General features: G+C 36.4%; 28 protein-coding genes. 15 read left to right on the top strand and 13 right to left on the bottom strand.

The features are described 5' to 3' along the window. On the top strand, nt 1-327 hold a 327-nt coding region (locus PSE72_RS02925; protein WP_442958881.1), incomplete at its 5' end, for a DedA family protein. An 85-nt stretch (nt 328-412) separates the two neighbouring features. Here PSE72_RS02925 and uraH read toward each other — a convergent pair. Both uraH and PSE72_RS02915 read right to left on the bottom strand, forming a co-directional pair. After that, nucleotides 413-823, bottom strand: coding sequence for a hydroxyisourate hydrolase (gene uraH, locus PSE72_RS02920; protein ID WP_115167346.1), 411 nt, complete (start codon nt 821-823; stop codon nt 413-415). A gap of 265 nt (nt 824-1,088) precedes the next feature. Continuing rightward, nucleotides 1,089-1,388 (bottom strand): HdeA/HdeB family chaperone, encoded by a 300-nt coding sequence (locus PSE72_RS02915; RefSeq protein ID WP_115167345.1) that lies wholly within the window; start codon nt 1,386-1,388, stop codon nt 1,089-1,091. 1,218 nt (nt 1,389-2,606) lie between these two features. Here PSE72_RS02915 and PSE72_RS02910 point away from each other — a divergent pair. Further along, on the top strand, nt 2,607-2,747 hold the full coding sequence (locus PSE72_RS02910) for a hypothetical protein (RefSeq protein WP_217007734.1): 141 nt from the start codon (nt 2,607-2,609) through the stop codon (nt 2,745-2,747). A gap of 135 nt (nt 2,748-2,882) precedes the next feature. On the opposite strand, the gene PSE72_RS19915 is transcribed toward PSE72_RS02910, so the two are convergent. The 3 genes from PSE72_RS19915 to PSE72_RS02900 form a co-directional block, all read right to left on the bottom strand. Further along, nucleotides 2,883-3,098 (bottom strand): CatA-like O-acetyltransferase, encoded by a 216-nt coding sequence (locus tag PSE72_RS19915; protein WP_371021251.1) that lies wholly within the window; start codon nt 3,096-3,098, stop codon nt 2,883-2,885. Nucleotides 3,099-3,211: 113 nt separating this feature from the next. After that, the gene (locus tag PSE72_RS02905) at nt 3,212-3,448 is read right to left on the bottom strand and encodes a helix-turn-helix domain-containing protein (RefSeq protein ID WP_217007733.1); all 237 of its coding nucleotides are present in this window, start codon (nt 3,446-3,448) and stop codon (nt 3,212-3,214) included. A 334-nt stretch (nt 3,449-3,782) separates the two neighbouring features. Then, nucleotides 3,783-4,478, bottom strand: coding sequence for an aspartate/glutamate racemase family protein (locus PSE72_RS02900; protein ID WP_115167344.1), 696 nt, complete (start codon nt 4,476-4,478; stop codon nt 3,783-3,785). Nucleotides 4,479-4,840: 362 nt separating this feature from the next. Between PSE72_RS02900 and PSE72_RS02895 the strand changes: the two genes are divergently transcribed. After that, the gene (locus PSE72_RS02895) at nt 4,841-5,182 is read left to right on the top strand and encodes a hypothetical protein (RefSeq protein WP_181937006.1); all 342 of its coding nucleotides are present in this window, start codon (nt 4,841-4,843) and stop codon (nt 5,180-5,182) included. Between the two features lie 48 nt (nt 5,183-5,230). Here the strand turns inward: PSE72_RS02895 and PSE72_RS02890 are convergent, their stop codons facing one another. After that, on the bottom strand, nt 5,231-5,875 hold the full coding sequence (locus tag PSE72_RS02890) for a glutathione S-transferase family protein (protein WP_004910501.1): 645 nt from the start codon (nt 5,873-5,875) through the stop codon (nt 5,231-5,233). 284 nt (nt 5,876-6,159) lie between these two features. On the opposite strand from PSE72_RS02890, the gene sra reads away from it, so the two are divergent. The 7 genes from sra to PSE72_RS02855 all read left to right on the top strand — a co-directional run bounded on the left by sra (nt 6,160) and on the right by PSE72_RS02855 (nt 10,743). Further along, nucleotides 6,160-6,348, top strand: coding sequence for a stationary-phase-induced ribosome-associated protein (gene sra, locus PSE72_RS02885; RefSeq protein ID WP_004910503.1), 189 nt, complete (start codon nt 6,160-6,162; stop codon nt 6,346-6,348). 226 nt (nt 6,349-6,574) lie between these two features. Next, nucleotides 6,575-7,354, top strand: coding sequence for a YaeF family permuted papain-like enzyme (locus PSE72_RS02880; RefSeq protein ID WP_109911282.1), 780 nt, complete (start codon nt 6,575-6,577; stop codon nt 7,352-7,354). Between the two features lie 329 nt (nt 7,355-7,683). After that, complete coding sequence (locus PSE72_RS02875) at nt 7,684-8,613, top strand: Gfo/Idh/MocA family protein (RefSeq protein WP_217007732.1); 930 nt, start codon at nt 7,684-7,686, stop codon at nt 8,611-8,613. Between the two features lie 80 nt (nt 8,614-8,693). Then, on the top strand, nt 8,694-9,131 hold the full coding sequence (locus tag PSE72_RS02870) for a hypothetical protein (protein WP_004910509.1): 438 nt from the start codon (nt 8,694-8,696) through the stop codon (nt 9,129-9,131). A gap of 114 nt (nt 9,132-9,245) precedes the next feature. Next, a complete protein-coding gene (locus tag PSE72_RS02865) occupies nt 9,246-9,674 on the top strand; it encodes a universal stress protein (RefSeq protein WP_004910510.1) in 429 nt (142 codons plus the stop codon). Between the two features lie 125 nt (nt 9,675-9,799). Next, the gene (locus tag PSE72_RS02860) at nt 9,800-10,135 is read left to right on the top strand and encodes a hypothetical protein (protein WP_004910512.1); all 336 of its coding nucleotides are present in this window, start codon (nt 9,800-9,802) and stop codon (nt 10,133-10,135) included. Nucleotides 10,136-10,305: 170 nt separating this feature from the next. Continuing rightward, nucleotides 10,306-10,743, top strand: a complete 438-nt coding sequence (locus PSE72_RS02855) for a universal stress protein (protein ID WP_004910514.1) — start codon at nt 10,306-10,308, stop codon at nt 10,741-10,743. A 53-nt stretch (nt 10,744-10,796) separates the two neighbouring features. Here the strand turns inward: PSE72_RS02855 and PSE72_RS02850 are convergent, their stop codons facing one another. Beyond that, nucleotides 10,797-11,090, bottom strand: coding sequence for a DUF5339 family protein (locus tag PSE72_RS02850; protein WP_036958707.1), 294 nt, complete (start codon nt 11,088-11,090; stop codon nt 10,797-10,799). A gap of 246 nt (nt 11,091-11,336) precedes the next feature. On the opposite strand from PSE72_RS02850, the gene PSE72_RS02845 reads away from it, so the two are divergent. Next, nucleotides 11,337-11,735 carry a hypothetical protein gene (locus PSE72_RS02845; RefSeq protein WP_232800757.1) on the top strand — a complete coding sequence of 133 codons (399 nt, stop codon included), beginning with the start codon at nt 11,337-11,339 and terminating at the stop codon, nt 11,733-11,735. Here PSE72_RS02845 and PSE72_RS02840 read toward each other — a convergent pair. Beyond that, nucleotides 11,732-12,373, bottom strand: a complete 642-nt coding sequence (locus PSE72_RS02840) for a TetR/AcrR family transcriptional regulator (protein ID WP_004910519.1) — start codon at nt 12,371-12,373, stop codon at nt 11,732-11,734. The two genes, PSE72_RS02845 and PSE72_RS02840, sit on opposite strands and share 4 nt — an antisense overlap. A gap of 199 nt (nt 12,374-12,572) precedes the next feature. Between PSE72_RS02840 and PSE72_RS02835 the strand changes: the two genes are divergently transcribed. From PSE72_RS02835 to phoH, 4 genes are all read left to right on the top strand, one after another. After that, a complete protein-coding gene (locus PSE72_RS02835) occupies nt 12,573-13,385 on the top strand; it encodes a threonine/serine ThrE exporter family protein (protein WP_004910522.1) in 813 nt (270 codons plus the stop codon). After that, on the top strand, nt 13,376-13,846 hold the full coding sequence (locus tag PSE72_RS02830; protein WP_004910523.1) for a threonine/serine exporter: 471 nt from the start codon (nt 13,376-13,378) through the stop codon (nt 13,844-13,846). The genes PSE72_RS02835 and PSE72_RS02830 overlap by 10 nt, the downstream gene beginning before the upstream one ends. A 276-nt stretch (nt 13,847-14,122) precedes the next feature. Then, the gene (locus PSE72_RS02825; protein WP_371021250.1) at nt 14,123-15,097 is read left to right on the top strand and encodes an endonuclease; all 975 of its coding nucleotides are present in this window, start codon (nt 14,123-14,125) and stop codon (nt 15,095-15,097) included. 495 nt (nt 15,098-15,592) lie between these two features. Further along, nucleotides 15,593-16,378 carry a phosphate starvation-inducible protein PhoH gene (phoH, locus tag PSE72_RS02820; protein WP_115167340.1) on the top strand — a complete coding sequence of 262 codons (786 nt, stop codon included), beginning with the start codon at nt 15,593-15,595 and terminating at the stop codon, nt 16,376-16,378. A gap of 74 nt (nt 16,379-16,452) precedes the next feature. On the opposite strand, the gene zinT is transcribed toward phoH, so the two are convergent. The 5 genes from zinT to PSE72_RS02795 all read right to left on the bottom strand — a co-directional run bounded on the left by zinT (nt 16,453) and on the right by PSE72_RS02795 (nt 20,829). Continuing rightward, the gene (gene zinT, locus PSE72_RS02815) at nt 16,453-17,097 is read right to left on the bottom strand and encodes a metal-binding protein ZinT (RefSeq protein ID WP_272690882.1); all 645 of its coding nucleotides are present in this window, start codon (nt 17,095-17,097) and stop codon (nt 16,453-16,455) included. A gap of 205 nt (nt 17,098-17,302) precedes the next feature. Then, nucleotides 17,303-18,142 carry a siderophore-interacting protein gene (locus PSE72_RS02810; RefSeq protein ID WP_115167339.1) on the bottom strand — a complete coding sequence of 280 codons (840 nt, stop codon included), beginning with the start codon at nt 18,140-18,142 and terminating at the stop codon, nt 17,303-17,305. A gap of 213 nt (nt 18,143-18,355) precedes the next feature. Continuing rightward, nucleotides 18,356-18,451 (bottom strand): DUF2474 domain-containing protein, encoded by a 96-nt coding sequence (locus PSE72_RS02805; protein ID WP_371021249.1) that lies wholly within the window; start codon nt 18,449-18,451, stop codon nt 18,356-18,358. Nucleotides 18,452-18,491: 40 nt separating this feature from the next. After that, entirely contained in the window at nt 18,492-19,502 is a 1,011-nt protein-coding gene (gene cydB, locus PSE72_RS02800) for a cytochrome d ubiquinol oxidase subunit II (RefSeq protein ID WP_115167337.1), read from the bottom strand. Further along, entirely contained in the window at nt 19,492-20,829 is a 1,338-nt protein-coding gene (locus PSE72_RS02795; RefSeq protein ID WP_004910539.1) for a cytochrome ubiquinol oxidase subunit I, read from the bottom strand. The genes cydB and PSE72_RS02795 overlap by 11 nt, the downstream gene beginning before the upstream one ends. Between the last annotated feature and the right edge of the window lie 146 nt (nt 20,830-20,975).

Here is a 20,975-nt window from a genome sequence, read left to right as displayed (position 1 = left end):
AAAAAAGATAAAATAGTATATGCGCAAGAATATATTCAAAAAAGTGAGAATTGGGTTGTTATAGGTATTCGCTTTGCTTATGGGTTAAGGACAATAGGACCTATTATTATCGGTGCTAGTGATGTAATTCCATTTAAATTTTTTATATTAAATATTATCGGTGGCGCAATTTGGGGAGCTTTGATAGTTTCTGCAGGATATTTTATTAGTAAGCTAGTTCTTTCACTACCAACTCATTTTTCAATAAGTATGCTAATAGCTGTAGGTATATTTTTGTTATTGCTAATTTTTTGGAGAAAACATCTATTGCAAAAAATGCGGAAATAATACGAGATAGTTACTTGTAATTATATTATGCGAATGCAGTATCAATACCTGATTGATACTGCATTGGTTTATAAGCTGAAAAGGGTTAATTCCCTCTATATGTTGAATAACCATATTGGCTTAAAAGCAAGGGGATATGGTAATGTTCATCTAAATTATCTATTTGAAATTCAACGGGGATTTCAGGGAAAAAACTGTGTTTACCTTGTTGCTTAAAATACTCACCAGTTTTAAAAATCACTCTATAGTCTCCTATAGAAGGCTTCTCAGGGCTGTCAGGTAAGATAGATTTAATTCTGCCATCATTACTTGTTTTTTCTGTATTTATGAGTACCCAATTGTTTCCCTGTTTTTTCTCTAATGTAACCTCAACATTAGGGGCTGGCTTTCCTGTTTGCTGATTAAGAATATGAACACTTAAAATATTATTTGACGCTATTGAAGCTGCTGGAGTTAAAATAAAAGGAATGAATACTAAAAGTAGTTTTTTTTTCATTTGGATATCCTCTATTGATATATTAAGGATACTTTATCAATAGAAGCTAATGGTTAGCCTTACAGCTTGATTACATTTTTTTAATCTAAATCTCACTATAAGAAAGTTAGTGAGTTACAGCTAATTAATGTATGTTTTTCTATAGTCAGAAGGGGAACTGAAATCATACCATATACTAAACCTTATGAGGTACGCCATATTATTTTAGCATTTTCACATCAGTATTAATAAGCTGCATAAAAGCGGCTCTAGAAATTAAAGCAATCTACTTTTTGCTAGCAAGATAATCTTGAAGGGTGCCTTCAGGTTTTTTCTTACAAAATTCAAGTATTAAAGGAGCTTCCGCAACGCTCTGTTCAGATAATGCCACCCAGTTCCCACTTTTAAACTGAGTATCTTGTGATGTTACCCATAAGGCAACTGGAGCCCAGCTTTTATGGTTTAAGTCCATATACTCTTTACATGTCATATTTTCTGGAGTTGAGGTCATTTTATCTGCGGCTAATGCATTAAAGGACATGGCACTTGATGCAATCATACAAGCAGATATTAGAAACTTATTCATAAATATTCCTCTTCATTTTCTAGTGGTAATGCCTATTGAAATAAGTCTATTACCTATAACTAATAAGAAATATTAGCAAAGTCAATAGAGTTATAAGGAACTTCAAATTACAACTATCATTTATAGATTATCTATAAATGATTTGAAAAGTTGGAGAAGTGAATAATCCAGAAGTTTGAGAGAGTAATAGATTATTTCAGATTATAAAAATGGAGTGTCAACGTATGAATTCTGGTAGCTTAGTATCAACATTGATTGGATGTAAGATTAAAGGTCTGAGGCGTGATGCTAGATTTACTACTGTTGAATTTACTCAATTGATAGGGTGTAAAAGCGCACAGCAGTTATATCGTTATGAATGAGGAATAAATAAAAGTGATATAGATACATTAGTATCAGCTCTGAAGGTTTTACATGTTGATATTAAAGAATTTTTTTACGAAGTAATGCGTGAGTTTTAGCAGAGTAGATTATTAAATAATTTAGTTATTCTTTCCTCATTATTAAGAACAGCTTTAGTAGCCCACTATTAAGTAGGCATACCTTTTACCGATATCAGTTTATTTGCTGATGTGTACAAATATATTTCGATAAGTTTGATAGCAAATGCTTTATTTTGCTTTGACGAATCACAGCGAACTGATAAACCAATAAATCTCTCCATAAATTCATCTATAGAAATGAATCCAGCAATATTTGTTCTATAAAATACATAAATTCTGGATGTGATGGTTCCCGATTATCATTGATACAATTTAGAGCTAATAAAAAAACTGAGTGACATTCATAAAATTTCCAATATTTTGAAGTTCAAATTATAGGTTAAATGACTTTTATAGAATATCAAATAATGTATAAGAATTGCGTTTGAATAATGATTTGCTTTAATGTAACTGTCTGTTTTTAAATAATTATATTTCTTTTGTCGATATTGTACTGTTCTTTATTGGTCGTCATTCTATATTGTTCTGCTACTGGGGTTTATGTTGCTGATGAATAATCGTACTTTCGGCTTTTAAATTATGATTCTTCTATGCTTAAAGCCTAATCAGCGAGATCTATAAAAAGGGGTTTATAATAGCAGAACCTGAGGGGAGAGTGATACCAGTTCGTTAAAAGAGGTGATAATCTGTTGAGGTATGGCATCTTCTTTATAGCCTTTATCTTATTGCATAAGCACTACTGAGAACTTAAGGTATAACAAAATATGGAGGAAATATGCCTGCAACTGACCCTATTGAATTGGTTTCTTCTTTACTGACCAGTACTATTAAAATGGTAATTATGCCAACGGAATATTTTTTTCAAAGTGGTACTATTGGGGATGTCATTTATATGAGCTTATTATTTTTGAATTAAAAATACTGAGAGTGCCATTATAACGAGATTAACCCACGACAAATGAAGGAAGGGCTAGCTTCCTTCATAACGGTGAGTAATTTATGGTACTAATGAGCTAGCTTATCACATAATTTTTGTAATTCAGTTAAAAATTTACCAACATGGAAGCCATCGCAAACAAGCATGATGTACCTGTACTGCTAGAGGCAGCCATGTTTTATTGTTGTCATTATAGTATTTTCCCATAGTAAATATAGGGGTAAAGACATTAGTAATATCTGCAATATTTAGATTAAAACTGTCAAATGAAACCCAAGGTAAATATGACACATAGAATACATTCTCAATTTGCTGTGATTGAGGATGCAAACTGAGATTATCTTTATACAACGTTAATTGCTGGTGATAACTCTTGTCTAAGTCCTATATTTAACCCTTTCAATATAAAGCAAAATTTTTGTGATAGTACAATATATTCAGGCTCATGGTTGTGCGTTGACGTAGATATCAAATAATGTTTTGACATCTATATTGAGTATTTTAGATAGCATTACAAGGTGGTCAATAAATATTGAAAGAGTTCCATCTTCATATTTTATGTATGATTTTTCAGAAATAGATATTAGTTCAGCCATTTTTTTTGTCGTAATTTGACGTTCTATACGTTTTTGTTTAATAAATCCGCCTAATACAACATTACCAACATTATATTTATACATAATAACCTGTCAAAAATTTAATCTTAATTTTTTTATTATCTTAGATGAGAATTAATATTCAATGGGTAATAATCTGTAAATTTAATAAAAAACAAATCTAAGGTGGTTAAGTTAAACTAACTCTTATAAGAATAGAGTTAGTGCAATAAACGATAAAAAATAGCATTATTGTATTTTATAATCAAAAGGTGAGAATTGGCTAATATTAAATTCTATTTAATAGTGCAAAATGTGATTTTTAACTAGATGATATGTCAATTTTGCTACCATTATTTAACAGAAACTATCTTAACAATAATTATTGAAGACAGCGTCTGTTATTAGATAATAATGATTAAGCAGATAGCGCAACTTCAATTGTTTTTTGTGCATGAATGGCGGTGGTATCAAATATGTTTACTGTAGTATCATGTTGATTAACAAGTAATGTTATTTCAGTGCATCCTAAAATGATACCTTCAGCACCTTTTTCTACCAGAGATGTCATTATACGTTGATATTCCTTTTTAGATTCTTTGTTTATTTTTCCTAAGCATAGTTCATTATAAATAATATTATGAATTATTTTTCTATCTTGGGCGCTAGGTACTAGAACATCCAAATTAAACTTATCAATCAACCTTTGTTTATAGAAGGGCTGCTCCATCGTAAACGCAGTTCCTAAGAGTCCAATTGTTTTTATGCCTGACTGTGTTATCCGTTCACCTGTTGCATCAGCTATATGTAATAATGGAAGACCGGTTTGAGATTCAATTAGTGGTGCTACTTTATGCATAGTATTGGTGCAAAGAACCAGAAAATCAGCGCCTGCAAGCTTTAAACTCTCTCCTGCATCTGCTAAACATTGTGCTGCCAAATCCCATTGCCCATTGGACTGATACTGTTCTATTTCAGCGAAATCGACGCTATATAAAACAATTTTAGCAGAATGTAGGCCACCTAACTGCTGTTTCACTCCTTCATTAAGTTGTTGGTAGTATAGTAATGTAGATTCCCAGCTCATACCGCCAATGAGGCCTATTGTTTTCATTTTTCAACTTCCTATTATCATGTAGTGTTATTATTTTCTTACTATACTGATTGTTTACAGAGGATCACAATAGAAACGGGAAATTTTCTAGGGGATTAAGAGTAAAAAACAGTTGTAATATTAAACTCAACTTAACATTACACACAATAAGGTTTTAATGTTGAACTTATTTAAATAACAAAATGATAAATATAAGAATATTTACGTTTTAAAGATGGATTTTAATTGATATCTGGTTATCATCATAATGAACATTATTTCAATAAATTTGGTCATATATGGCGAGAATAAAAATGAATTTTTTTAAAGTAATCATTGCGATACTTATTTTTGGTGCTGCATTTCTGTTAGGGGCACTATATATGAAACCAACTCAATTGAGTTTAGTTGAGCAAGTAAAAAAGAATGTTTATGATGTTTTAGCGTACCCACAAGCAGCAAAATTTAGAAATATTGAATATCATTTTTCTCGCTACACTGCGGATAATGGTAAGGTTGGTTATGTTTGTGGGGAGGTGTATCGATATAAAAATGATAAGCCTGACGGATTTAAGCGTTTTATTGTTAAATCTTATACCAATGATGAAGGCCGCATGGATATTTCTATTCCGTTTATTGACGGAGGACATGAAATATTATTGCCTGAACAGGTTAACCAAATTTGGAAAGATAAGTGCTCAAGTCCTGCTTCACCGCTCGAATAAGGAACTACGTGTGCTAAAATTTTGTAGCACACGCTTTTAGGTTATTTGTTATGCGGTCTGTTGGTTTATACATTTTAATGCTGCAGGGCGATTTATCATTTTTTTATAATAGTCAAGTAAAAATGGTGTGTTAGGGCGTTTTATCGGGGTTAATAGCCAACGTTGGATTGATAATGTGATAACGATATCCGCTAGAGAAAAATGGTTTCCATAGAGATAGTTCTGATGATTTTTTTGGGGCTGATTTTTTGATAACACAGATTCAATTATTTGCATTTTTTCATTCCATAAATGGATGCTTTTTTCCACGATTTCAGGTTGTTGTAGAAAAAAAGAATCCTGTCTTACTAGTGCCATAAATGCAGCTCGCCATGCTGGGTTGAGCTCTGAGATTTGCCAATCCATCCATTTTTCTATTTCAGCCCTAGCAAGTGGCTCTTCGGGTAATAAATCCGTCCGTTGGGATTTTGCCACTAGATACCGACAAATTGTGTTGCTCTCCCATAATGAGCCTTGTTCATGAACAAGGACTGGAATAAGCGCATTGGGGTTTAATTTTAAAAAATCGACTTGAATTAAATTCTCATGATTTCCCCAGTGATCTTCATGAATAAATTTAAGATCAAGCTCATGTGCAGTCCATAATACTTTTCGGACATTAATTGACGAAGTGCGGCCTAATATTTTTAACATTTACACCTCTGCTTAGTCGCATGAAATAACCCAATAACATGTTTTTTATTAAAATAGCCTTTCAAGCAAACCGAATATAATTTTAACGTAAAATATATAGTAACTATTGGGAACTAATAAATAAAACTGGATTATATATTACTAGTTTAGTGTTATACTGATTAAGTTACACTTTGTTTTGTTATTATTATGAAACAAAAAAGCCTTTGTGGTCAACGATGACTATGTTTTTTGATGTTCATTTTTTTAATGAATTTTTAATTTAGTAGTTTAAGGAGTCGATAATGGTTAGTAATAATAATGCACGTCGTTTGTTAGGTATGCCTTATAAATTAAGTCGTTCTAAGAAAAACATACGTGTTTCGCTAAGTTCTAAAGATAATGCCGCAGTTGCAGTACAAAAGAATAAAGCGACAGAAAAGAAAACATATCATTCAGTAACTGTTTTTTACCCAGAATATGTTATTAGTTAATTGAATGAATGTAACCCTCTAGTATTCACTAGGGGGTTGATGCTATTTAATTAAAATTGGATTTTTCTTATTAACTTACATTAACTCACTTCAATATACACCATTCCTACGCGTAACATTCAGAGCCTCTTATTATAAAAATAAACGGTAGTCATAAAATAGATTAAAGGATATTATCTGCATTAATTAAAAACTAAAAAGAAAGATCACTATTGGGTGTTGTAGAATGAAATTTTATTGTTGCCTACTATTTTTATTTTGTTTTTCTCTTTCAGGGTGTTCTACTCAATTTAAATCAGATGAAGAAACTAATCGCTTAAAATTTAATATTCAACACGCAAATACGGTTCCTATTGAGGATTCCGTTGAACCGTTGGCAGTTTCTGATATGTTGCCCGGAGATATTCTTTTATCGTCTGCTACAGGGTTAAATTCATGGGGAATTCGGTTATTTAGTATTAGCGGAGTAAGCCATGCATCTATTTATCTAGGCTTGGGCGAAGTTGCTGAATCTGTGGGAAGTGGCGTTAGGATCATTACCTTAGACCAAGCAGTGAAAGATTCTAATAACATGGTGGTATTGAGACAAGCAGGCTTAACATCATTACATGCAGAAAAATTACGCGAATTTTCAGTTCAAAATAATGGAAACAAGTATAACTATAAAGGCATTGTGATGATTGCTCCTTGGATGATCACTAAAAGAGTATGTGAACTTCCGTTAATTGGTGAAACGATACGTAATTTTTGCTTAAAAACCTTAGCTAAAGTTCAGTTAGGCGATGATGTGGACCAAGCTAATGGTTTCTTTTGTTCGCAGTTTGTCCTAGATGCTTATAAGTATGCGGGTATTCCCTTATTTGAAGGTAATTCATCGTGGATAACACCTGCGGATATATTGCATATGCGAACCGGTGATGTGCCGACTTTCATGCCCACTCAACGCCTAGCATATGTTGGGCATTTGAAATCATGGAGTTTTAGTAGTGCAATACGCAGAAAATAATAGATTATTTTAAATAAAAAAAAGGCCAACATATGAAGTTGGCCTGCTAAACTGGAAGCAATGTGAGCAATGTCGTTTGTGATAAACTTGAGTGATTTACTCAAGTATTCACGAGGTAAAAGATAACCATTCTCATTTAAGAAATCAACCCTTTTTTTTATGCAGTTACTTATTCACTCTCCCTGTTTATTTTCATTTTTTGTTTATATAAAACAATCTATTGTGTATTTATTTCTCATCAAAATTGTTTTTTTAACAAAAAAAATTTTTTTAATTGATATTAATGAGATTATTCTTGCAGAGATTAACCATTAACAGGCGTGTTTACGATGCGAAAATTAAAGGTGGGTGTAGTTGGTTTAGGTTCTATTGCACAAAAAGCGTATTTACCAATTTTAACTAAAGAGGAAAACTGGGAGTTGGTTGGTGCTTTTTCTCCAAATCAATCAAAGGCAAAATTGGTGTGTGATAGTTATCGAATGCCCCTGTTTAGCAGTATTAACGCACTAGCACATCAATGTGATGCTATTTTTGTTCACAGTGCGACCAAAAGCCATTTTGAGGTAATCAAGCTGCTATTAGAGGCTGACGTTCATGTCTATGTTGATAAGCCATTGACTGAGTTAATTGAACAATCGGAGCAATTAATTCAGTTAGCAGCGCGACGTCAAAAAATGTTAATGGTTGGATTTAACCGCCGTTTCTCGCCGTTTTATTTGGCAATTAAACAAGATATTAAAAATATAGCGTCTATTCGTATGGATAAACACCGTATGGATAGCGTAGGGCCGAATGACTTCAGGTTTACGTTATTAGATGATTATTTGCATGTCATTGATACTATAATGTGGATTGCACAAAGTAATGCAAAACTGATCAGTGGTAGCATTCACAAAACAAATACTGATGAATTGTTTTATGCCGAGCACCATATGCAAGCTGGCCAATGTTGGCTAACAACATCGATGCATCGCAAAGCCGGAAGCCAACAAGAGCAACTTGTTGTCATTGCTGAGGACAGTATTTATCAAATAACCAATATGAACCATTGGTGGAGCGAAAATGCCGTTGGGATCAGCGAGAAAAAGCCAGCTAATTGGGACTCCATTTTGGTTCAACGCGGTTTTGATGGTGCAATTCGGCATTTTATTGATTCTGTTTCAAACCAAACTCAACCTTTGATCAGTGGAGAAGAGGGCTTGAAGGCTCAAAGAATGGTTGAAAAAATGATCTCTACAATGAATAAAGTCAGTGGTTAATTATCTTATTTTGTAAAAGTAATTATCGATTTTATTAAACGGTAAAATTTTAGTAGCTCATCACTTTATAGGAACACAGGATGATACCTTTCCAAGATAGCTCTGATGTATTATTTGTTGCAGGGTTTGGGCCGATAGTGACAGATTACAAAAAAAGTCATTCTTTTTATCTTGAGTTGTTAAAGTTACCTTTGAAGCCAATAGAAGAAGGAAGCCAATATTTAACTTGTGAGCAAGATGGGCTAGAAGGTGTTAAACATTTTGCACTTTGGCCTATAGAGCAAGCTGCCCAATCGTGTTTTAGTCAAAATGAGTGGCCTGAAAATATACTCACTCCGCAAAGTTGGATGGAGTTTGAGGTTTCAGACATCGAAAAGATCACGGATATTTGTCTGAAAGAAGGCTATGTCTTATTAGTTAATAATCGCATGGAGCCTTGGGGGCAAACCGTAACAAGGTTATTAAGCCCTGAAGGCATGTTAATTGGTTTAACTGTGACGCCATGGCTAAGAGAATAGTCTGCCTTTATTTGTAGTTAGAGATCTCATTTATCTTTGTGGATAAGAGACATTTATTAGTAATTGTTTATAATTTTGTTGTAGAACTTCATTTTAACTATTTTAGGAGGGGTTATGTATAAAACGATTCTGGTCCCTATCGATTTAACGGAAGATGAATTAACCAGTAAAGCCGTTCGTCATGCTGTTAATCTTGCAAAGCAATCTAGTGCTAAAATTCATCTTATTCATGTTTTGCCAATTTCTTCAGCAATTATTAATGCGTATGCTTTAGGTTACATGGAAATAAAAGACCGTGCGACGGTGAAAGCGGAAGAAGACATGAAAATGTTAATGGATTCAATTGATTTACCTCATGATGACGTTAGTTATACTATAACGTTTGGTTCTCCACGAGATGAAGTGATTAATACAGCAAAAGACATTAATGCCGATATTATTGTCATTGGCTCTCGTCGCCCAAATATTACAACTCATCTTTTAGGGTCAACAGCGGCGGGTATAGTACGTTACGCTGAAACATCAGTGCTGGTTGTACGTTAATAATTAGAGAAGAGCCTGCTCAATGGGTAGGTTCTTTTTTATTTCATTATTTGTATTGCCAATTCAATCAGTTTTAGCACTCAAGTTAATTGATCTTACTTATAACAAGGTGAATTTGAGTCAGTATGGAAAAGTTTTCACAAGAATTACTGCGTGTTGAACACTTTGTTCTGAGAGTTTTACGTTTTTATTTACTCGGGCTTTTGATTTTTTTTCTTGGGTTATTACCCGGTATAATCGGTTTTTATTTTATTGAAGGCCATTCAGCTGTTGAGTCAATGCTTAATGCGTTGTCTATGTTGAGTGGGCAAGCTATTGAGCCGGCTCCAATTACACGGGGAGGCCGTTTCTTTATCGCTATTTATGGTTTATTTTTACAAAGTGTTTTTATTATCAGTATTGGATTAATTGTAACTCCTTTTATTCATCGTATTTTGCATAAATGGCATTTAGAAGAATAATTTTTTGTTGTAATAGTAAGGGGCTTCACAGCTTTTTTAGTGCAGTAAGGCTATACTTCTAAAGACTAAAAAGGAAAATATTCACCCGCTACGCCTAATAACCAAGTTGTAAAAATACGCAACAATATAACTTGAATAAAAACGTCAACATAATTAATAAGGGGCATCATATGTATCAAACAATTTTGGTTCCCGTGGATATATCTGAAGATGTACTAACAGATAACGCATTAAAACATGCTATTTATTTAGCAAAAATTTCAGATGCGAAAATTCACTTATTTCACTCAGTTCCAGATGTTTCAAGATTTTCAATGAGTTATAGTTATCATTATGATTTACTGTCTTCATTTGCTAAAAAAGCACTTGAGCGCTCTGAAGAGCAGCTAAAAGAAATTATTGAAAAGATTGATTATCCGTCAGATAAAATCTCTTATAAGGTGGAGTTTGGTTCACCAAGAGATAAAGTTTTATCAGAAGCTGAGGCTATTGATGCTGACCTTATTGTTATCGGCTCACGCAATCCAAGTATTTCAACCCATTTATTAGGTTCAAATGCTTCTGGGATTGTTTCCTATGCGAAGATCTCGGTTCTCGTGGTTCGGTAAATAAAATAGCCTGCTGAGCAGGCTATTTTTTTGTCTATTAAAAGCGAACAATTCTAGGGTGTTTTTACCGCTTCTTTGGCTTGCTCAATTGCTTTAAGTGCTTGGCTGCAAGCTTGCTCTTGTGCATCATCTGGGTAGCTAGCAAGGGCTTTTTTCGCTTCCTCTAATTGTGACTTCATTAATGCAATTTGTTCACCTGCATTGGCTTCATCTTTATATTGTTCTTCAGCTTGCTTAACAAGGTCATTCATTTCTTTGAAATAAGTATCACAGGTTGCACCTGCATTTGCATTAAATGCAGTGAAAGCCATTAAAAGGCTAAACGCAATTGGAAGAGTTTTTTTCATCGTATTTTCGCTTTTAAAATTCATAATATCGTCAGAATAACATTCCATATTCAAAAACGCACCACTCGAACACGTGAATGTTTTTAACTAATAAACTTTTTCTGCATATTGAGAATATTCCTGTTAGTCACTGTCAGAAATAGCATAATTTGCAAAATACAAATGATAATCATTATTGACTATGGATGATACAAAAGTGTACATTCAAGTACACTTTAATTAATGATGACAACAGAGATGATTGTGATGAGTAAAAATATGATAAAAACAGAAAATTGGCCAATCTGCGAGATGAATATATTTCCATCAACTATGGATGAAACACGTTTATGGTTAGAGGAAATGGATATGTTATTGGCGAGAAGAAATGAATTTGTATTGATATATCCTCCAGTGGTTAAAAAAGAAAAACCATCATCAGAAGATATGCAAAGTATGAAATATGTGCGTCGTTGGTTGAAAGATGCAAAAGAAGCAATGGAACAGCATTGTCGCGCTCTAGTTGTTACGCTACAACCTGATGGCCGAGATAAAGAGGAGATGGAACGCATGGCTCCCATGTTGTCTGCGTTGTATGGCCCTCAAGTTTTAATCGCAATGGATGCAATAGCTGCAAAAGAGCAAGCCCAATCAGTTTTAGCTTAGTCGATTGTGGTTTTACTGATTTTACGGATATAACTGGCGATGATATCGACGGACATAGCAATTTGCTGTTGAATAAATTCATCGCTGGGTTTGAAATCGGCAACACAAAAAGTGGTGATAAACACATCCGCTTTTAGCATTTCTAGGTAGCGTGAAGAAATACTTAATAATGTTGTTTCATTTACTTTAACATCAGGAAGTAAAGCCAATTTCTGTGTTAACAAGCGATAGCTTTTTACAGGGCCTTGCTCAAAAAATGCATGGGTTATTTCAGGGAAACGGTTGTATTCACCTAAAATTAACCGGTATAACCCGATAGATTCAGGTTTAAGAACATTCAATAAAAATCGAGAACCATAAAAAGAAAGTATGGACTCAATCGTATTTAGTGAGGGTGTTTTTTCGTTAGGTTCTTGAAAAATATCATCAATCATAGATGCAATAACAGCGGCAAATAACCCTTCTTTATCACCAAAATTTTTATATAAAGTCGTTCGAGAGCCTCCAGCACGTTCAATAATCATATCCAGAGTTGCACCTTCAAACCCATATTGCAGAAAAATTTCAGTTGCGGCAGTGATCAAAGCCTGATGACGACGTCGGCCTTTTGGGGTTTTAGCTGTAAGCGTGCTACTCATGAATGGCTAATCCTACTCTTTGTCTTCAAATAAGAAAATAACATAACAAATTTTACCAAATAGTTTAAATCACGTTACCTCAATCACAGATTTACCTGAAAGAGATCATCATTTAAGCTGATATTTGTCTTTATGATATTTATAAAGATTAACATGTTTAGGATGATATCTGAATGGTTGTCACAATATTGGGGGCAAGATGGCAGAGCATGCATTGAATGAACAAAAAATAGACCAAAATGATCCTGTTGATCAGCAACGTGAGGTAACTCGGCTATGTATTGAGTGTGGCTTATTGTTATTGCAACATGGCGCTGAAAGTATGCTCGTTGAACAATTGACAACCCGTTTGGGCATTGCACTTGGAGCAAATCAAGTTGATAGTGCAATCTCATCTAACTCATTAGTTTTAACCACCATAATTGATGGCCGCTGCCTAACGTCAACACGGCGTATTATTGACCGTGGTATTAATATGCATGTTGTCACCGAAGTCCAGCATGCGGTCATTCTCGTCGAACATCATTTACTAGACCGAAAACAATTACACAAGAAATTATCATCGATTAAACCGTTGCGATATCCTCGATGGTTAATGGTTTTGATGGTGGCTTTATCTTGTGCTTGTTTCAGCAAGTTGAATGGAGGGGGATGGGAAAGTGCATTAATTACATTTTTAGCCAGTGGCTGTGCAATGTATGTGCGACAAGTGTTAACTTCTCATCAAATGAACCCATTGATTAATTTTTGTATCACGGCGTTTGTTGCGACAACGGTCTCTGGATTATTACTGAAAATACCGTATTTAGCAGTCACTGAAACGATTTCTATGGCTGCCAGCGTATTGCTTTTAGTTCCGGGCTTCCCATTAATTAATGCAGTCGCTGATATGTTTAAAGGGCATGTTAATACAGGTTTAGCGCGTTGGACAATGGCGAGTCTCCTTACTTTAGCTACCTGTATTGGGGTTGTATTAGCAATGACAATCTGGGGTTTAAAAGAATGGGCATAGAATTTCTGTTCTCCTTATGTGAGAAAATGCTACTAGCGGCTATACCAGCAGTCGGGTTTGCTATGGTATTTAATGTGCCTGTTAGGGCATTGAAATATTGCGCTTTATTAGGTGCTATTGGCTATGGCTTTAGAATGATATTGATGACACTAGGGCTGCAAATCGAGTGGGCGAGTTTTCTTGCAGCAATTTTAATCGGTATTATCGGTATTCAGTGGTCGCGCTGGTGGTTAGCTCATCCTAAAGTGTTTACTGTTGCTGCCGTGATCCCAATGTTTCCAGGTATTAGTGCCTATATTGCAATGATTTCAGTCGTTAAAATATCGCAATTTGGCTATGATCCTGAATTAGTTGAGGTTCTAGTGACTAATTTCTTAAAAGCGTCTTTCATTGTTGGAGCCTTGTCTATTGGTATTTCTTTACCTGGTTTATGGTTATATCGCAAAAGACCAAGCGTGTAATTTTTAAGGGATGGCTTGCTGGTATTCTTGCTATATCCGTAAGCCATACTTTTTTCTTTTACTAATAAGAGTTAGATATTCTATTAAAGCTGCATAAATTCTGATGTGGGTGTTAACCATAAAATTGAGTCATCGCTGATATCATTAATGCTACTATTTGATTAGAATATGTGATATTTCTTCTTATGCATTAATGTGTTAGAGGAAAAACTAACACATTCATTTCAATTCTTCGAATATATTCTTATTAGTGGTGTTATTTTGAAACAATTTAGCTTGTCCAAATATTATCAATTCGTTTTTTCGATTCTATTATTTATTTTTTCTGCTTTTTCATTTTCTGCACCAAGTTCATTTACTGAAGCCAAAGCACTGAGTAAAACTCAGGTTTATGCAGATCAAAATCACCAAGGTGAGGGAACAATATACTGTGGGTGCCAGTGGGAATGGGCAGGAAAAAGCGGAGGAAAAGTCGATTTAGCCTCTTGTGGTTATCAAGTGCGTAAACAACAGAACCGAGCCGAACGCATTGAATGGGAACATATTGTTCCTGCATGGGTGTTTGGTCATCAAAGACAATGTTGGCAACAAGGTGGGCGAAAAAACTGTGTGTCTAGTGACCCTATTTTTGGCCAAATGGAAGCCGATCTGCATAACTTAGCGCCTTCTATTGGTGAGGTGAATGGTGATAGAAGCAATTTTAGTTTTGGGCAATTACCCGCTAATACGCCATATCCATACGGAATGTGCCGCAGTCGAGTTGATTTTAAACAAAAAGTCTTTGAACCAAGAGATGAGGCCAAAGGGCAAGTAGCCCGAGTATATTTCTATATGCATGACCGCTATAACTTATCTATGTCACGTCAACAACAACAGTTACTGATGGCTTGGGATAATAAATATCCTCCAACCCCTTGGGAAACCCAGCGTGATAATCGAGTCGCTAAGGTGATGGGCCATCATAACCCATTTGTGACAGGGGAGAAAAAATGGAGTTTAAATCATAAAAATAGCGCAGATGGTGTTAATATTTCACCAGTTTTACCTTTAAATCAGCCTCAAGTAATAGAAAGTAAACCTATTGTGCCAAATACGGTTGAAATTAAAGGTAATCGTAATTCTAAAAAATATCATTTTTCACATTGTGCTAGCTTCAATACCATCGCTGATAAAAATGCCGTCATCTTCACTGACGAACAATCGGCTAAAGCCGCAGGTTTTGAGTTAGCGGGAAATTGTAAAATACGCTAATTATCCTTTAAAACCGCAATAGTTAACTAACTGATTATTGCGGTTTTATTTTTTTATTTTTATGTGTGATAACGAAAAATTTTAATAAACGCCCAAAATTTTGTTAGAAAAATGTTGCTTTATCAAAAAAAATGACGCTATATTTAAAGCAGATGAAAACTGCAATAAAAACATGGACTCATTGAGGCACTAAAAATATTGCTGCTTGTCATATTACTGTCATATAGATTCATTAGTTTAAAAGTATCGCTGTTACAGGAGAAACTAATGGGAAATAAGTGTTTATACACGCGAGTACAAAACCGGTTACCACTCCATCATGAAATTTCCATGGTGAGATTGGTAACCGGTTTTTTTATTAGCCGAGTTATTGCATGGAGTTACAGCCACATAATAGATGTTTGATATTAACTTTGAGCTTGAAGGGAGCTCACCTCTGTTTTGAATAGTCCGTCATTTGAATTGACATCACTGATACCTGGAAGGGTTAATACTATGAGTAGACAGAAAGCTGCAACAAAGGCACGTCGTGAAATGAAACGTTCATCACGCAAAGATCGCTCAGGTCGTTTTGATATCAATAACGTCGCATCATTTGCTGAATTTACTGGCATTGAAGCTATCGGTATGGCAAAAGAACGTCGTGATGAATCCCCTATATTGCCCAGAAATGAAGCTCAAAAACTCTATATTAATTCCATTAAACATAAGCAATTAATTTTTGCGAATGGCGAAGCGGGATGTGGTAAAACCTATATCAGCACTGCACTTGCAGCTGATGCGTTAATTCATAAAGATATCAATAAGATTATTGTGACAAGGCCCGTTCTTCAAGCGGAGGAAGATCTCGGTTTTTTACCGGGTGATATGTCAGAAAAGTTTGCGCCTTACTTTCGTCCTGTCTATGACGTATTGGTGAAAAGGCTCGGCGCATCCTTTTTGCAATATTGTTTGCGCCCCGAAATTGCTAAAGTGGAAATCGCGCCATTTGCTTATATGCGAGGTCGAACATTTGAAAATGCCGTCGTGATATTAGATGAAGCGCAGAATGTCACTGTCACGCAAATGAAAATGTTTTTAACTCGGCTTGGTGAAAATGTGACGGTGATTGTCAATGGTGATGTGACCCAGTGTGATTTGCCTGAAGGTGTGTCCTCAGGGTTAGCCGATGCATTACAACGTTTTAGCACTGATGAAATGGTTTCGATGGTGAATTTTACTATTGAGGACTGTGTGAGATCACAATTGTGCCATAAAGCCTTATTGGCTTATAACTATTAATTAGTCTTGTTATTAATGATATGCCCCGCGATTTGTTCGCGGGGCATAGGTTAAATCTTTATAGAGGCAATTGATTAGTGGTAGAGCATTTCATGTACGATTTGCTCATCTGTGAGGGTATATGGGTAATAGGTTGGCCAATTTTCTAGTTGGCTTAATAATTTTTCCTGAGATTCGTTTCCCATATACAGGTGGAAATGCCCCGAGGCCTGTGGCTCAATAATATGGTCACTAAACTGGATAAATTTGGGCGCTTTTGAGTTAGCATCTTTGCATTCAAACAAGTAACGGACGCCTTTTTTCCCTGAAGTGTAATGAAGAATTTTGTAACCGGCGTAGTCATATTTACAGCTGCTTACGGCACCGTTTTGGGTAAACTCAATAACATCATTTTCAATTCCAATGCTGTCAACATCGGTGGCATAGCCTTTTTTATAATATTCACGATACTGTTCAACCGTTTTATCTTTATTTTTCTTTGCTTTACTTTCTAAAACGTCATCGAGCTTTCCATTTAATAGTAATGGATTAACCGATTCCCAGATGCCTTGCCAATCGCTAAGAGACCTATCTTTGACGTCAGCATCTTCAAAAATCCCTTTTGAAGCTTGGAGTGCTTTCTCTGATTGTGGATGAGAGTGACTATGTGAGCCATGAGCAGCTGCTGTATAGCTAGTGAGAGCTAATGCGACATAAAGACTGGTTTTTAAAATTGCCATTTTGTACACAGTGGTTTTCCTATTTTTGTAGTGAATATAACGACCATAAAAACCATTATGTTATAACATAACAAATGTGAGAATGAAAAGTATTTTAGGAAGTTTATTGATGAGGAATGTAATGACTAAAAACGTGATGAAGGCAGATAGGAGCTCGCTTAGTCGAGTTTATAATCAATAAGCGAGCTAACTATTTGAACCGAAGTTAGTCGTCAGGGTTGTCCATCACGGCATGGCGTTCATGGTGATAACCTTCCTCATCATAACCATATCGCCAGTAAGGAATTGCATAGATATCATCACGACCAAAACCTTTTTCACGACGAATATAACGACGCAAATCACGAATAATTTGGTCTTCACCCGCAATCCAAAAAGCGCAATCATTGTTTGGAATGTCCCAAGACTTAAACGTGCTAATTAATTCAGCTGTTTTGGTGATATCACCACAGATCCAAATTACGTCAACCTGTTCAGGTTTTTTCAGTTCTCGCACGTCTTTTGGGCTATCTAACCGTAGTACGACTTTACCTTGGGCATTTGCTGGCATTTTTTCCAATAATGCGGCAATAGCGGGTAGAGAACTTGAATCACCGGCCATGAAGTAATGTTGTCTGGCAGGCAATAATGGGTCTGGGCCACCTGGATTGGTAATCCCCATCCAATTTCCTGGTTTTGCATCACGTGCAAATAGGTATGCAGGGCCAGTTGTGCCATCATGCATAGCAAATTCAATATCTATCTCGCTAACTTCAGGGCGGATGGCTCTGACGGTATAGGTACGAACAAATGGACGAGGTTTGTCTTCTGGCCAGCTACGACCTTCTTTACTTAGGATAGGGAGTGCGGGCTGGCTGATTAAATCAGGGGCTAAAAATATTTTCAGGTGCCCACCTTCACAATCAGTTGGGTATGTATTGAGTCTTTCGCCGGTGAAAGTAATGCTGCGAATAGATGGGCTGATATCGGTAATGGATTTGACTTGAATGAGCTGTGGTGGAGCCGGGCGGTAGATGTTTTTTTCAACGGGTTGTTCAGTGGCCACGGACGATCTCCTTCATTAATGATAATTTTATTATATGGTAATTATTATCATTATCATGAATAACTTTGTAAGTTGCAACCGCTAGTGAGTGATTGGAAGAGGATATTTATAAAGAGAGATTTTCAACAGTAGGGAGGCAATTTACAGTGATGAATTGTTGATTTTAATAAAAATGCCGTATGATTTTTAGCATACGGCATATCGAAAGGTAGATTACTTCACTTTCATTCCGGCTGCGGTCATCATCAATTTAAACACGGAAGAGAAGGCAAATAGCGCCAATACACTTCCGAACCAGATAATGGCCATCCAACCGAGTTTTTTCCACCAAGGGGAGGTTGCCACGTTATCAGTGGTAACCTTGTTCTGGGGTAATTTTTCCTCTGAAGACATAGTAACTCCAATAGGTATAAACCAAAATAACAGGAATAATGAATAACGCACCGACTAACATAAAGCCTAAACTTTCGGATGGGCCAGAGGCATCACGGAAACTGACTGCGGGTGGAATGAGCGTTGGCCAGATACTGATACCTAGGCCAGTAAACCCAAGGAAAATCAACATTAAAGCCGCTAAGAATGGCACGCTATCGAATCGTTGGCGCTTAGCACTTTTTAGGATCAACCAAGTACAGCCTAATACCAGTAACGGAACAGGTAAAAAGAAGAACAGGTTTGGCAGAGAGAACCAACGCTCAAAAACGGCCTCATTTAACATCGGAGTCCAGAGACTGATCACCGTAATTACCGCTAACATCAGTAATGTTAATGGCCGTAGAACACGATACATCGTGCTACGTAAGTGGCCCTCAGTTTTCATGATCAACCAACCACAAGCTAATAGTGCATAAGCCACAACAAGGCCAAATCCGCAAAATAGTGGGAAAGGCGCGAACCAATCGAAATAACCCCCCATGTAAACACGGTTTTCTACATGGAAGCCTTGGATAAAGGCACCAACGACCACTCCTTGAACAAAGGTGGCAAAAATTGAACCCCAAATAAAGGCGTGATCCCAATGGCGGCGGTGTGATTCATCCGCTCTAAAGCGAAACTCAAAGGCAACACCACGGAAAATCAAGGCCAATAACATGAAAGTTAATGGAATTGACAGGGCATCAAGGACAATCGCATAAGCGAGAGGAAAAGCACCAAATAAAGCGGCTCCACCTAAAACCAACCAAGTTTCATTGCCATCCCACACTGGGGCAACGCTGTTCATCATCAGATCACGGTCTTGGCTGTCTTTCAGCGCAGGGTAAAGGATCCCAATGCCTAAATCGAACCCATCCATGACAATATACATCAACATACTAAATACGATGATGACAAACCAAATGAGAGGTAAATCAATGCCCATGAGCTGCGTCCTCCGCGATACCTTTACGAATTAATTTCATCATGTACATATAGCCAATCCCGAAAACACCGCCATAAACGACAAAAAAGGCGATTAAACTGATGCTCATGTGCATTTCACCATGTGCACTGACCGCATCAGAGGTTCGTTGTAGCCCATAAACAACCCATGGCTGGCGGCCAATTTCTGTTGTAAACCAACCTGCAAGGATGGCTATCAGCCCAGAAGGTGCCATTAAAAACATAAAACGTAAGAATGTTTTCGACTCATAAAGGTTTTTACGGTAGCGAAGCCATAAACCCCAAACTCCAGCCGCTATCATTAATAAGCCGAGCCCGACCATTACGCGGAATGACCAAAACACCATAAACACGTTAGGCCTATCTTCTGGGGCATATTCTTTTAGCGCGGGGACTTGTTTATCAATACTGTGTGTTAAAATCAGGCTTGCTAAATAAGGGATTTCGATAGCGAATTCTGTTTTTTCCTTTTCTTGGTTTGGAATACCAAACAAGATCAGCGGAGTGGCTTCTCCGGGTTTGTTTTCCCAGTGACCTTCCATTGCAGCCACTTTAACCGGTTGATGTTTAAGTGTGTTTAGGCCGTGAGCATCCCCGATTAAAGCTTGAACAGGGGCTAAAACTAAAATCAACCACAGGGACATGGAAAACATTTTTTTCATGGCACTGGACTTGTTGCCTTTGAGCAAGTGCCAAGCGGCGGAAGCCCCAATAAAAAATGCTGCAGCAAGGAAAGCTGCTGTAGTCATATGCAGTAATCGATAAGGGAAAGAGGGGTTGAAAATAACGGCAAACCAATCAACGGGAACAATGCGTCCATCAATAATTTCAAAGCCTTGTGGTGTTTGCATAAAGCTGTTGGAGGCCAAAATCCAGAATGTGGAAATAATCGTTCCTAGCGCAACCATGCAAGTAGCGAAGAAATGCAATTTTTCACCTACACGGTTCATCCCAAACAACATAACACCGAGGAAACCAGCTTCTAAGAAGAAGGCCGTAAGAACCTCATAAGTGAGTAATGGCCCTGTAATACCTCCCGCAAAATCTGAGAAAAAGCTCCAGTTAGTGCCGAATTGGTATGCCATGACCAAACCAGAAACAACACCCATTCCGAAATTAACCGCAAAAACTTTCGACCAAAAATGGAACAGTTTTATATAGTCTTCATCACGAGTTTTAAGCCATAAACCTTGTAGCACCGCAAGGTAACTTGCGAGCCCAATCGTAATGGCAGGAAAAATAATATGAAACGAGACCGTAAACGCAAATTGTATACGGGCAAGTTCCAGCGCAGTTAGTCCAAACATATTGACCCCTGAGTGGATATGTTAATGACACACAACATTCAACGTTTTGATGAGAGCAATTGAGGCGCTAATCCTTAGCAAAAGAGATTGCTCACACCTGAGTGCAAAATAATCGCCATCCAACGAAAAATGTTTTGTGCTTATAG

The sequence above is a fragment of the Providencia sp. PROV116 genome (assembly GCF_028482485.1).
In the GTDB taxonomy this organism is placed as follows: Bacteria; Pseudomonadota; Gammaproteobacteria; order Enterobacterales; family Enterobacteriaceae; genus Providencia; species Providencia rettgeri.
This window is presented reverse-complemented; position numbering and strand designations above follow the sequence as displayed.